9 protein-coding genes are annotated in these 13,288 nt (G+C 56.8%); 6 read left to right on the forward strand and 3 right to left on the reverse strand.

Features of this window, described 5'->3' with window-relative positions; translation table 11 throughout:
• The first annotated feature begins 22 nt into the window (after positions 1 to 22).
• The gene (locus H7U12_RS06360; RefSeq protein ID WP_186634703.1) at positions 23 to 805 is read left to right on the forward strand and encodes an SDR family NAD(P)-dependent oxidoreductase; all 783 of its coding nucleotides are present in this window, start codon (positions 23 to 25) and stop codon (positions 803 to 805) included.
• 137 nt (positions 806 to 942) lie between these two features.
• The gene (locus H7U12_RS06365; RefSeq protein WP_186634706.1) at positions 943 to 1,584 is read left to right on the forward strand and encodes a DsbA family protein; all 642 of its coding nucleotides are present in this window, start codon (positions 943 to 945) and stop codon (positions 1,582 to 1,584) included.
• Positions 1,585 to 1,968: 384 nt separating this feature from the next.
• On the opposite strand, the gene H7U12_RS06370 is transcribed toward H7U12_RS06365, so the two are convergent.
• Positions 1,969 to 5,202 carry a DUF3098 domain-containing protein gene (locus H7U12_RS06370; RefSeq protein WP_186634709.1) on the reverse strand — a complete coding sequence of 1,078 codons (3,234 nt, stop codon included), beginning with the start codon at positions 5,200 to 5,202 and terminating at the stop codon, positions 1,969 to 1,971.
• Positions 5,203 to 5,331: 129 nt separating this feature from the next.
• On the opposite strand from H7U12_RS06370, the gene H7U12_RS06375 reads away from it, so the two are divergent.
• Complete coding sequence (locus H7U12_RS06375; protein WP_186634712.1) at positions 5,332 to 6,612, forward strand: sensor histidine kinase; 1,281 nt, start codon at positions 5,332 to 5,334, stop codon at positions 6,610 to 6,612.
• Here H7U12_RS06375 and H7U12_RS06380 read toward each other — a convergent pair.
• Positions 6,609 to 6,959, reverse strand: a complete 351-nt coding sequence (locus H7U12_RS06380; protein ID WP_186634715.1) for a hypothetical protein — start codon at positions 6,957 to 6,959, stop codon at positions 6,609 to 6,611. The genes H7U12_RS06375 and H7U12_RS06380 overlap by 4 nt on opposite strands.
• A gap of 375 nt (positions 6,960 to 7,334) precedes the next feature.
• On the opposite strand from H7U12_RS06380, the gene H7U12_RS06385 reads away from it, so the two are divergent.
• From H7U12_RS06385 to H7U12_RS06395, 3 genes are all read left to right on the forward strand, one after another.
• On the forward strand, positions 7,335 to 8,534 hold the full coding sequence (locus tag H7U12_RS06385) for an alpha/beta hydrolase family protein (protein ID WP_186634718.1): 1,200 nt from the start codon (positions 7,335 to 7,337) through the stop codon (positions 8,532 to 8,534).
• Positions 8,535 to 8,673: 139 nt separating this feature from the next.
• Positions 8,674 to 9,780, forward strand: coding sequence for a DNA alkylation repair protein (locus tag H7U12_RS06390; protein ID WP_186634721.1), 1,107 nt, complete (start codon positions 8,674 to 8,676; stop codon positions 9,778 to 9,780).
• Positions 9,781 to 9,784: 4 nt separating this feature from the next.
• Positions 9,785 to 10,492: a response regulator transcription factor gene (locus tag H7U12_RS06395; RefSeq protein ID WP_186634725.1), complete on the forward strand. Its 708-nt coding sequence runs from the start codon at positions 9,785 to 9,787 to the stop codon at positions 10,490 to 10,492.
• A 115-nt stretch (positions 10,493 to 10,607) separates the two neighbouring features.
• On the opposite strand, the gene H7U12_RS06400 is transcribed toward H7U12_RS06395, so the two are convergent.
• On the reverse strand, positions 10,608 to 13,253 hold the full coding sequence (locus H7U12_RS06400) for a SusC/RagA family TonB-linked outer membrane protein (RefSeq protein WP_186634728.1): 2,646 nt from the start codon (positions 13,251 to 13,253) through the stop codon (positions 10,608 to 10,610).
• Between the last annotated feature and the right edge of the window lie 35 nt (positions 13,254 to 13,288).

Here is a 13,288-nt window from a genome sequence, read left to right on the forward strand (position 1 = left end):
CGCAGCTTTACCCCCAGAGAACATGCAGAATTACTATTCCTCCAAAGTCGTCCTGATTACCGGTGGGGCGCAGGGTATCGGCCGCGGTCTGGCCCAGGCGTTCGCGCTGGAAAAGGCGCAGGTGGTGATCACGGACCTTGACTGGGACGCCGGCGCTGACGCGATGCAGTGGCTGAGCAAGCAGCACCTTTCGGTGGAGTTCATTCCCTGCGATGTGAGCAAAGAACAGCAGGTGCAGCAGCTCATGAACAAGGTTCGGCAGCAGCACGGCCGTCTGGATGTGCTCATCAACAATGCCGGCATCGCCTCGCCCGCCCGCAAGCCGCTGGCGCAACTATCCGTGGACGAGTTTGACACTGTGCTGTCGGTGAACCTGCGCGGGCCGTTCCTGTGCGCCAAGTACGCCCTTCCGCTCCTGGAGAAAGGCACCAACCCCACCATTCTCAACATCACCTCTACCCGCGCTTTTATGTCTGAGCCGAACACCTTCGGCTATACCGCCGCCAAAGGCGGATTGGAGGCCCTCACGCACTCCATGGCCGTGAGCCTGGCGGCGCAGCACATCCGGGTGAACGCCATCAGCCCCGGCTGGATTGAAACCGGCAACTGGCAGAAAGAAGGCCAGAAAATTGCGCCCCAGCACAGCCCCGAAGACAAGGAGCAGCACCCGGCGGGGCGCGTGGGCACCCCCGAGGACATTGCCGAAGCCGCGCTTTTCCTCTGCTCAGACAAAGCCGGTTTCATCACGGGCCAAAGCCTCACCATTGACGGTGGTATGACCGTAAAAATGATTTACCACGAATAGCCGTTTTCAGGCTGTTTTCAGGAAAACGGGCCGAGAATGCCGCCTGACCTCCACCAGTGCAGGCATTGTTTTCCCGGAAAGAACAAACCTTTGGGCCCTGGTTCTCGCTACAAAGAAGAGACCATCCGAACTCGCTTATGCAAAAGCCACCCGAAAATCCGCGCTTGTTGTACGTCACCGATCCCATGTGTGCCTGGTGTTACGGGTTTACGCCCGTCATCCGGCGGCTGAAAGCACTCTGGTTCGGACGGTTGTCGGTGCAGGTGCTGGTGGGAGGGCTTCATCCGTACGCGCAGGAGCCGCTGGATTCTGCCGAGAAGGACCGCTTGGCCGTGAACTGGCACCGGGCCCAGGGGAAATCGCACCTGCCGTTTGATTACAGCTTCTTTTTGCAAAAAGAGTCCATTTACGACACTGAGCCGGCCTGCCGCGCGCTGCTCACCGTGCGCCACCTTCGGCCGGGCCTTTCCCTGGAAGTCCTGCGGGCGCTCCACTCGGCTTTCTTCGCCGACGGTCTGGACATCTCCCAGACCCGGGTGCTGGTAGAGGTGCTGCGCCCCTTCGGGATTCCCGAGAACTTGTTTCTGGCCGTTTTCGAGACCGAGGAAATCCACCGCCAGACCCAGGAGGAGTTTCAGTTGGTGGAGAAAATAGGAGTCAGTACCCTGCCCAGTGTCTACCTGGACCATCCGCAGGGCCCCCGCCTCATCGCCCGCGGCTTCAGCGAACTCCCCGAGCTGGAAGAACACCTGCTCCAGGCGCTGCAGATTCCTTTTTGATGAAGGGAAGGGTGTTTGATTTGGAGATGTGTAGATGAGAGAATGTGGAGATTAGGAAGTGGGGAAATTTGAGCTAACTATAGTAAAACGCTGGCGCGAGTCTCTGACTCGTGCCAAAGGATAAGGGCTAGTCTCTGACTATCCTCGCGGCAAGGCTGCGAAACCACGTATTGCCGCGTTCACCACCCCGCCCTCCGGGCACCCCTCCTAAACTAGGAGGGGAGTTTTTCTGCTCATCCCCCAATTTCGCCTGCTCTAAAGATCACCCGATTAATTTCTGCTATACCGTAGAAAGGCACGGAAGTAACTTCCGCGCCATAAGGCAGGACTTAACCATTCCCCCATCTTCAGATCTCCACATCTCCACATCTCCACATCTTCAAATCACCTAATCCCTTGATAATGCAGCAAGAATAGTTCTTCCAGCTGCTTTGCGTTGGGGAAGTGGGCTGCGTGTGCGGCTTGCGCCAGGATTTGTAAGCCATAGAGGTTCACTTGTCGTTCCCGCTCAAAATGGGCGGGTTGGGTGGCGTAGTACCGGAGTTGGGCGTCAAAGCGGTGGGAGAGCAGGTGCGTGAGTTCTTTTGCTTCTCTTGTGAGACCGGCTTGGGCGAGGGGTAAGACCAGATCGGCGCTCTCGAAGTTGTGCGGCGCTCCGGCATCCGGCATCAGGGTGAGGCAGGCTTTCAGGACTTTCTGGGCCTGCGCAGTATCTCCGGCTTTCAGGTGGGCCAGCGCCAGCTCCCCGAAGTTCCGGCGGTAGATCGGCACAATCTGCGACATAAAGTTCTCTTCATACGGTTGGTCTGGGTTCGTGAGGCCGGTGTACTGGAAGTGCTGCAGGAGGTTTTTATGGGTCCGGAGCCGGTCTACGTACGCGTCTGAATGCGGATCTGGGTTGCGGGCAGGAACTAGGCGCAGGGCTTGCCCCTCCAGTTGCAGGAATGGCTGCAGACCCAGTTCAGCAGACTCAGAGCCGGTGCTGGAGAAGTAGATGGGGCGTTGCCATTGGTTGGAGGCCATCAGGTCCAGAATGAACAGGTGCTTTTTCTCCAGCGCGCTGGCTTTCAGTTCCCAGCTCATTTCTTCTGCTACGTGACGGGCGCGCTCCGGCGAGACGGTGCCGTTTTGCAGGACTTGATCTTTGTTGACCGCTAAGCGGAGGCGTTTGGTAGGCAGGGCGTTCAAAGTGCGGCCATCCTGCGTTTGGAGCTGCAGGGCCGGGTGGTTCTGCTTGAGTAGCTGCAGGTATTGGTTCAGGTCCATGCCGCTGTCCTGCACCGAGGGGTTGGGCACGTACGGCAGGTAGTTGTTCTCGCTGTATAAGTAGCTCGCCAGGGGCAAGGTGCCGGGCAGCGGGGCCGAGGCGTTCACCTGCCGGCGGGCCTGTTCAATGTACCAGTCGGTGTTGAGGTAGGTCATGACCAGCACGCGCACATCGGTCCGGAAACCTTCCACTTCCTGGGCGTACCAGAGCGGGAACGTGTCATTGTCGCCGTTGGTGAACAGAATGGCGTTAGAGGCCACGGAGCTGAGCAGGTTCTTCGCGGAGTCCAACGCGTGGTGCCGGTCTGAGCGGTTGTGGTCATCGTACCCTTCGGCCAGCAGCAGAACGGGAACGGATAGCGCCAGCAAAGTTGCCACGGTTGCGGCCAGTACTTGAGACGAAAACAAACGCCGGAGGAAGTTGCCCACCGCCAGCACGCCCAGGCCAATCCAGAGGCTGAAGGCGTAATAAGAACCGGCAAAAGTGTAGTCGCGCTCGCGCGGTTCTACGGGCGGCTGGTTCAGGTACAGCACAATGGCGATGCCAGTAAAGAAGAACAGCAGCAGCACCACCCAGGCATCACTGGATTTGCGCCTGAATTGGAAAAACAGCCCCAAAACGCCCAGCAGCAGCGGCAACAGGAAGAACTGGTTCCGGGCTTTGCTTTCGCGGATTGGCGAGGGCACATCGGTTTTCTGCTCCCAGGGCCACAGCACGCCGGCGCCTTGCACCTCGCTCTGCCGCCCGATGAAGTTCCACCCGAAGTAGCGCCAGTACATGTGGTTCAGCTGGTAGTTCCACAGGAAACGCAGGTTCTCCCCGAAACCCGGTTTTTGCCCTTCCTGCACGTTTACCCAGTATTGGTAAGCCCGCAGGTGCACCGGCTGGTCTGAGTACAAACGTGGCAGCAGGGTTTTGTCCTGATCATTATAGAGCGCCGAGTAGGAATAATCCACCACCGCGTATTTGCCGTTCTGGGGCGAATAGATGGGAGCGCCTTTCTCAAAGCTCTGCGCCTGCGCGTTGAACTGCGGACCATACAATAGCGGACGGCTGCCGTACTGTTCCCGCTTGAGGTAACTCACGAAGGAAAGCAGGTTCTCGGGGTTGTTCTCGTCGATGGGCGGGTTGTAGCTTGAGCGGATGGGCACCATCAGGTAAGAAGAATAGCCCAGCAGCACCAGGATGAGCGCCACCAGCGCATTATGCCACAGCGCTTTCTGATTCGTTTTGGCCCAACGCAAGCCGTACACGATTGCGGCGGTTAAACCCAGTAAAAACAGAACCACTCCTCCGCCGTACGGTAAGCCTATCGTGTTCACGAAAAACACTTCCACCGAGCCCGCCACGGAGGGCAGCCCCGTAATCACGCCTTCCATGATGGCCAGCACCAGAATGCCGCCAATGCTGAGGGCCAGCAGAATGCCGCCACGGGTAGGTTTGTACTTCCGGAAGTAGACCAGCAGCGCAATGGCCGGCAAAGCGACCAGATTGAGCAGGTGCACGCCAATGGAAAGCCCCACCAGGTACGCCAGACCCAAAAGCCAGCGGTCCGCCTCCGGCGCATCGGCCTCAGCTTGCCACTTCAGGGCGGCCCAGACCACCACGGCGGTAAAGAACGAGGACAGCGCGTAAACCTCGGCCTCCACGGCGCTGAACCAGAAAGAATCGGTGAAGGCGAAGGCTAGGGCTCCCACCGCGCCGCTTCCCAGCCACAGGATTTGCTGACTTGCGCCGGGGCCTTCTTGGGAAGCCGGCAGCAGCCGCTGCGACAACAGCGTGATGCTCCAGAACAGGAACAGCACCGTGCCCGCGCTGCTCAACGCCGAGAAGAAGTTCATCCACCAGGCCACTTTGGTCACCTCCCCGAAACTCAGCAAGGTGAACAGCCGCCCGATGAGCAGGAACAGCGGAGCGCCCGGCGGATGCGGCACCTGCAGTTTGTAGGCGGCGGCAATGAACTCCCCGGTGTCCCAGAAACTGGTGGTGGGTTCTAGCGTCAGGACATACACGGTTAGGGAGATCAGCCCGACAACCCAGCCGAGGCCCATATTCCAGCGCCTGAACCTTTGCCAAGCAGGGGGCAGGGTCGTTTCCGTTTTAAGGCTGTTTTTCTGGAAGATGCCAAAAAACGGCAGCATGAACCCCAGGACTACCAGCAGAGGTCCCAGCGTGAGTCCCTGAAAACCGTAGCCCTGCGGCGTGGAATCGGTAGCCATCAGGAGGAAACCCAGCCCAACGGCAGCCATGCCCAGAAACATCGGCAGGAACTGCTTGCGCGTGAAAAGGAGGGGAGCCGAGGGCATGATGACTGGTTTGGGCGACTGGGTGCGGCTAATGTGGAGGGTCATAGTTGGCAGAAATAGGTCCGGTACAAACTTACCGGCTCCAACAACGCACCCTGGTTAACGGTTTGTAAAACTTTGTTAATGACATGTTAATGGTCCATACCAGACGCATAAATTCTGTACTTTAGCCCCATGAGCCGTCAAAAGATTCAAATCATTCTGGTGCTGGCGTGCGTGTCACTGGTGGCGCTGCTGAGTGTGCAGCTATTGTGGCTGAACAAGGCCTACAATGCCCAGGAACGCGCCTTCAACCACAGTGTGCAGGTGGCGCTGACCAGCGTAGCCGACCAGTTGCTGACCAAGTCCGGGAAGGGAAACCTTACTTCGGTGGAGCCGGTACAGCAGGTAGCCTCCAATTTCTTCGTGGCGGAACTGAAGGCCAACGTAGACCCTGGGCTGGCGCGTCAGTTGCTGCAGCAGGAACTGGCCAAGCGGCAGCTGCACGAGCGCTACGAGTTCGGGCTCTACAACAGTTTTGATGACACGCTCATGTTTGGGCAGTACATCGCGGCTCCGCAGCGGCAACTCACCACGGGCAAAGTCCCGGTGATTCGGCATGAAAAAGCGGGAGCGGTGCCGATGTATAATCTGGCGGTGGTATTTCCGGGTAAGACGTCGTTTATTCTGAAGGAGATGGAGTTCTGGTGGTATTCTACCGGTGCGCTGCTGCTGGTGGTGCTGTTCTTCGCCTATACTTTCTTCCAGATTCTGCGCGAGAAACGCCTTTCTGAGCTCAAAACCGATTTCATCAACAACCTCACCCATGAGCTGCAAACCCCCATCACCAACATCGGGCTGGCCAGCGAGGTGCTCCGCAAACGCTCCGAAACGCTTTCCCCGGACCGGTTGACCCGCTACCATGACCTTATCCATTCCGAGAACGAGCGGCTGCGGGCGCAGGTGGAGCGGGTGCTGCAGATGGCCACTCTGGAACGCCAGGAGCTGGCTTTGAAGAAAGAAACCATTGACCTGCACGCGCTCCTGGAGGAGACCGGCCAGAACCTGTCGCCCCGGTTGCAGCAACGCGCCGGCCACCTGCGGTTAGACCTGCAAGCCACCAACCCCCTCGTCCACGCCGATGGCCTGCACGTGGCCAATGCCCTCTACAGTTTGCTGGACAACGCCGAGAAGTACTCTGCCGAGGCTCCCGAGATTGAGGTGAGCACCCAAAACACCGAGCAGGGCATTTTGATCAGCATCCGGGACCGGGGCATCGGGATAAAGCAGGAGTTCCAGAAGTTTCTGTTCGATAAGTTTTACCGCGTGCCGCAGGGCAACGTGCACAATGTAAAAGGCTTCGGGCTGGGGTTGAGTTACGTGAAGGCCATCATGGAGGCGCACCACGGGCAGGTGACCGTAGAGAGCACCGAGCAGCAGGGCACCTGTTTCACGTTGGTGCTGCCAATGAACTAAGAGCGGTGTTTTACGGCCCTTTTCTGAAAAGCAGGCTTTTTACGCAGTACCTCCAGGATGATGTCAGAGACTTTGGCGATTTCCTGGGAGGTATACTCCGGGAAGTAGTCAATGGCGCTGATGGATTTCTGCAGGTCCAGGCGTCGGGCGTAATGAAGCACGAGCACGTGGTTTTGGTCGGTGATGTAGAACTCCAGGGGCAAATTGAGGGAGGAAGCGCCCAGCCGCTCCAACCGCTCGCAGTGGATGGTCTGTTCTTCCGTCAGATAACCACCGGCTATCACCTTGACCTTCAGCATCAGGGGCTCAAGATCCGTTAACAATGTATTCAGCTGAACTACCTTCATGACGCATCTTTTAGAAAGGTAAGTTACTTTCTTCCAGCCGCTTGATGATGACCGAATTGTTACCATTTGCCCGCTGATGTTACGGAATTGTTACCAAGTGGCAGGCTGTTGATTCTGATGTCGCCCCAGCGTTCAGAAGCACCCCAGGGGGTAGGCTACCAACCTGCAAAACAGGCAAGGCAATTCCTCGCTACCGCTTCCCCTGAACGCTGCTTTTGGCATCTTTTCCAAAAAAAACTCCCAAAGCGCCCTACTCTGTTTTTGGTATTTAACAGAAGCGAGAATTTATTGTGTTTTAATTGATTTATTAATTTAATACCTTGACTATCAGAGGAGAGTGAAAATACGGTGTGGATGCGTTTAAAAGACCGAGGCATGAAAAAGAATTTACTTACCCTGCGTTGGCTAGTGCTGGCGCTCGTCATCTTCAGTGGGTGTACTTCTTCAGATGAAGATCCGCAACCGGACAATAAGCAGTACTTCGTTTCCGCCTCCTCGGTGGCCAAGGTGCCCAAGCTGGTGTTGCAGACCTACGCGGTGACGGCGGGGTTCGGGAATTTTGTCTCGTACATTGACTATGACATTGAGGTGTATCGGTTTGTGTACAACACCACGTACAAGGGCAGCCCGGTGCAGGCCTCGGGCTTGCTGTGCCTGCCGCAGAATACCCCCTCGGCGCCGGCGCTGGTGAGCGCCCAGCACGGCACCATTTTCGCCGACAGCGATGCGCCCTCCAATTTCCCGGGCGGGTTCTCGGGGTTTGAGCTGTTCGCGGCGGTAGGCTACATCACCGTCATTCCGGATTTCATTGGCTATGGCACCTCCAAAGACATTGTACATCCTTACTATGACGAGGAACACTCGGCGGCCACCGTGGTGGACATGCTCAAAGCCGCCAAGTATTACCTGGGCCAGGAGAACATCCAGACCAATGACAACCTGTTCCTGATTGGCTATTCAGAGGGCGGCTACGTGACGCTGGCGGCCCAGAAGGAGATTGAGTCTGACCAGAGCCATGACCTGGACCTCACGGCGGTGGCGGCCGGGGCTGGCGGGTATGACCTGAACGGCATGCTCTCCACCATCTCCACTACCGCCACTTACGCAGAGCCTTCCTTCCTGCCCCTCATCCTGAACAGCTACAACATCACCTACAACTGGAACCGCCCCTTCACTGATTTCTTCCGGCAGCCGTACGCCGACCGCATGCCCGGCTTGCTGGACGGCTCCAAAGACCGCGAGGAAATCAACAGCCAGCTCACCACTTCCATCCCAGATCTTTTCGCCCCCACGTTTTACGCCAACCTGAGCAACCCCGCCGGAGAAACGGTGCTGAAACAGGCGCTCACCAACAACAGCCTCCTGGACTGGAAACCCGCCAGCCCTACCCGGCTCTACCACGGCACCCAGGACGAAGCGGTTTTCTTCCAGACCTCCGTCACCACCTACAACCAGTTCCGGGCGGCGGGCGCTACCAACGTGGAGTTTTTCCCCCTTGAAGGCGGCATGCACCGCACCAGCGTAGAACCCATGATGCTGGACGTCTTGCCCTGGTTTGAGTCTCTAGACAACTAGAAACGCTGCCCGCAGGATGCCCGCCGTTATCCAGATGAAATTCTAAGGAAACACCAGCCGGACAGGAGCGAGCAGAAGTTTGTAGCGTTTCTCGGCGGTTTTCCAGAAATTGGGCCCGAAACGCACCAAACCCCTTTGCATGAGTACGCTGCTGAAAGATGTTTATTCGCCTGAGTTTTTCCATCGGTTCGCGGAAGTAGTGCAGAAGGTGGTGCCCACGTTTGAGAAAGCCGAGTTCCTGAACCAGATTTTTGCCGATGGCTGGGAAACCAAAGAACTGAAGGCGCGCATGCGGCATACGGCCCAGGTGCTGCATCATTTTTTGCCCGGTCAGTACCCAGCCGCCGTTTCCCTCTTGTTGCAGATCATCCGGCAGTTGCAGGACGAGCAGTTTCCGGTGCAGCATGTGGAGTTCATGTTCTTCCCTGATTATGTAGAGCTCTACGGCCTGGAGGATCTGGAAACGTCGGTGCCGGCCATGGAGCAGATCACGCAGTTCATCAGCTGTGAATTCGCGGTTCGGCCTTTTATTCTAGCTTATCCCGCCCAGATGATGACCCAGATGCTGCTCTGGTCCACGCATGAACATGCCTGGGTCAGGCGCTTCGCCAGCGAGGGAGCCCGTCCCCGGTTGCCTTGGGCCATGGCGTTGCCGTTCCTGAAACGCGATCCGGCCCCGCTGCTGCCCATCCTGGAGAACCTGAAAGCCGATTCGTCGGAGTTCGTGCGCCGCAGCGTGGCCAACAACCTCAACGACATCTCCAAAGACAACCCCGATCTGGTGCTGCACCTGCTGGCGAAATGGAAAGGCCACAGCAAAGAAACGGATTGGGTGGTGAAGCACGGCTCCCGCACGCTGCTCAAGCAAGGGCACCCCGAGGTGCTGCGCTATTTTGGTTACGAAGACGATGCCCCGCTGGAGGTAAAGAACTTTCAGGTTCTCACCCCAGCGGTGGCGCTGGGAAAGGATCTCCAGTTTTCGTTTCAGCTGAAGAACACCGCCCAGGTGCCTCAGAAAGTGCGGTTAGAATACGGCGTGTATTACCAGAAGGCCAATCAATCGCTGGCGCGAAAAGTGTTCAAGATCAGCGAGCGGGTGTTTGCGCCCGCGGAGGAATGCACCATTTCCCGGCGGCAGAGCTTCAGGCCCATTACCACGCGCCGGTACTATCCGGGAGCGCACCGCGTTTCCCTGATCGTGAACGGGCAGGAAAAAGACATCGCAGACTTTATAGTGGTACCTTAGCGGCATGGCACATATCTTACTGGTGGAAGACGACCCCAACCTGGGATTTCTGTTGCAGGACAGCCTGGAGACGGCGGGCTACACCGTTACGCTCTGCCCCGATGGGGAAGCCGGGTTAGCCGCCTTCGCGCAGCAAACCTTCGATCTCTGCGTGCTGGACGTGATGCTGCCCCACCGCGACGGGTTTTCGGTGGCCGAGGAAATGCGGAAACGCGAAATCTCGGTTCCCTTCATGTTCCTGACCGCCAAAGCCCTCAAAGCCGATCGGTTGCAGGGCTTTGAGCTGGGCTGCGACGATTACCTGACCAAACCCTTCGGGCTGGAGGAACTGGTGTACCGCGTCAAAGCCATTCTGCGCCGCACGGTCCGCGTTTCAGAGCCAGTTTCCGAAAAACCGCCCCAAAACGCCCCCGAAGTTCTTACCTTCGGCGCGTCTACCCTGGAAGTCAAAAACCTGCTGTTGCACGTAGGCGGCCACACCCATACCCTCACCGACCGCGAGGCCGAACTGCTCCGGCTCTTTGTGCAGCACCCGCACCAACTGCTGCGCCGCGAGGAAATCCTGCAACGCCTCTGGCAGGACGATGGCTACTTTGTGGGCCGCAGCCTGGACGTGTTCATCTCCCGACTCCGCAAATACCTGCAACCAGATTCCTCCGTGAAGATCACCACTGTGCACGGCCGCGGCTACAAGCTGGAAGTAGCGGAGTAAAGGCGTTTTGGGATAGTTTTCAGAAAACAGGCCCAAAACGGAAGCGCCCCGGAAGCCGCATGGTAGTGCTTCCGGGGCGCTTCTGGTTACATGTGCTGCTCATGATGGAGTTGCTCTAAAAACCAAGGTTCAGGTTGAGCGAGAACGTGCGCGGTCTGGGATACTGGGCAACGTCAACGCCATAGGCAACTTCGGGGTCCTGGCCGGTATACCCCGTGAGGACAAACGCATTCTGAACGGTGGCGCTCAGCTTAAGCGTCAGTTTGTTCTGAAGCAGCTGCCCGGCATCATACCCCAGGCTGATGTACTCCATCCGGAGGAAAGAGGCGTTCTGGACGTAGTAGCTGGAGTTGAACTGCTGTGCCGTAAAGTTGGTGTTCAGCAAATCAGTAGACCGATTTAGAGGCACGCGATTATAGACGTAGATACTATAAAAACCGTATTGGGCCGCTTCGCGGTTGTAGTTGAAAGCGCCTAACTCGGCTCTGGCCAGCCATCCCAGACTCCATTTCTGGTACCTCAGCTGTGAACTGAACCCAATCAGACTTTTGGGGCGGGCGCTGTGAAACGGCTTCATGTCTCCACGATCAATGCGGCCGTCTTTGTTGAGATCTTCGTACTGGCCTTCCTGCGGTAAATCATTGGTGTACTTCTGCTGATACACATAATAGGAATGGATGGCGCTGCCAGTAATATTGGTGTACTGTGACAAGAACCCAGGGGCCAGCCAGTTTGCGGGGGCGTTGGTAGAAACGGATGTAAGCTCGTTGGTGGAGTAGGAAGCGTTCAGGCCAAGGAGCCATTCCACTTTCTCGGTTGCCAACGCTTGGTATTGTAGCGCTAGCTCCGCACCTCTGGTTTGCAATTCCCCTCCGTTCGTGATCACGTAGCTAAGTCCGTTGCTGGGCAGGAGATGCCTTGCGAACAGGTCCTTCGTGGAGCGTTGGAAAAAATCCAGGCTTCCGGTCAAACGGTTGCTCAACAAGCCAAAATCAACGCCCAGATTGAAGGAGGGTGTTTTTTCCCAGGTGAGGGTTGGGTCTAGGGAAGCTGAACCGCCGAAGTTTAGACTAATCTGTTGGAAGGGTGGCGTGTTGCCTTGTACTCCGTAGCTGGCCCTGATTTTCAGGTCAGAGAAGATTTTCTGATTCTGCATAAATGACTCCTCTGAAAGTCGCCAGCTGAGCCCCACGGCCTTGGAGGTGAAACGACGGTTCTCTTTGGCAAAAATCGGGCTTTCGTCTCTGCGGGCGGAAAAGGAGAGAAAATAGCGGTCTTTGATCCCGTATTGGATGCGGCCGAAGAAGGCTCTGAGCTTATATCCTTGCCTGTACCAGCCACCGTTCTGTCGTTCTCCCTGAGGAACTGTCATGGTATTAGAGTAAGCTTCTTCTTCGGTTTTTTGGGTAAAATAGCCGGCCGTGAGGTCTAGCTGGCTCTGTAGACGTTCCAACTTGTCTGAGTAGGTAAGGTAATATTCCTGCTGCCTGCTTTTTCTGGTTTGGCCAGACTGTTCTATCGTTTCGGGCACCTGTGGAAGTCTGACGGTATAAGATGGGTTTCCATTTCGGTCGCTCTGGAAACGGTCATAGCCCCAATTGAAATGCGCCGTAAGGGCAGGCAGAAAGTGGAACTGATAGGCGATGTGCGTATTCCCGAAACCTCTTTCGGCCTCCTCTTTATCTAATGGTCTGTTCAGTAAACCCACGGGGTTGAGCGGCGCTGACGTTATGGGTGCTCCGTTTGGGTCCCGCCACTCAAAGTACGAGCCATCTGGCGCATAAACGGGCTGGGTGGGATCAAAATGGACGGCTGCGTTGATAAGGTTGGGGTTGGCCGATTGGGTCTCGCCTACGTTTCCCTTCAGACTTACCTGAATCTGCAGGTGATCATCGAAGAGAGAAGGGTTCAGGAGAATAGCCGCCGATTTGCGGGTGAAATTGGTGTTGGTGAGAATGCCGTTCTGTTTCAGGTGCCCCAGGGAAATCCGGTAAGGCAGAAAACCCACGGTACCGCCCAAGCTCAGGTTCTGATTGTAACTCACGGCTTTTTCATAAATCTCGTCCTGCCAGTCTGTATTGGCCTGGCCCAGCAGGTTTTTCTCCTCCTGTCTACCCCGTTGGTTGATGAACTGCCGGAATTCATCGGCTGACAAGACACTTACTTTTTTGGGTAAAGTGGAAAGCGCGAACTGGGTCTGGAAATCTACCTGTAGCTTTCTGTCTGATGCGCCTCTTTTGGTGTTGATGAGCAAAACGCCATTCAAACCTTGGGCTCCGTAAATGCCGGTAGCCGCTGCGTCTTTCAGGAAGGTGATTGAGGCAATGTCATAAGGATTGAGCAAACCCAACGGCGAATAAACCGAAGGGTCACTTCCCGGCTCCAAGAGTACGCCGTCCAGCACAACCAGGGGCGCAGTGTCACCCGCCATGGAAGCAGCTCGCTGGAGCTGAATCAGAGAGTTGGCGCCGGGTGCTCCGCTCAGGGCCGTGACCTGAACCCCGGTCAGTTGGCCAGTAAAGAGTTGTTCCGGAGTGACGATCAGGCCCTGGTTAAACTGGCTGGCGGTTACAGTTTGCACGGCTCCGGTCACCTGTTTCCGTTTCTGGCTTCCGTAACCAATCTGCACGGTGTCAGAAGGAGTGGGGTAAGCAGATTGCCGCGCCTGGGTGAGGGCCGGAAAAGCGAGGGTAGTGAACGTGAGTATAGCGGTAGAAAGGCACGCTCTTCTGAGAAGACCGTGAAGTAGGTGCTGGGGCATAAGTTTTTGCGTTCCGGAAATGGAGAGCAAAATAC

The sequence above is a fragment of the Rufibacter sediminis genome (assembly GCF_014269285.1).
Classification (GTDB): Bacteria; Bacteroidota; Bacteroidia; order Cytophagales; family Hymenobacteraceae; genus Nibribacter; species Nibribacter sediminis.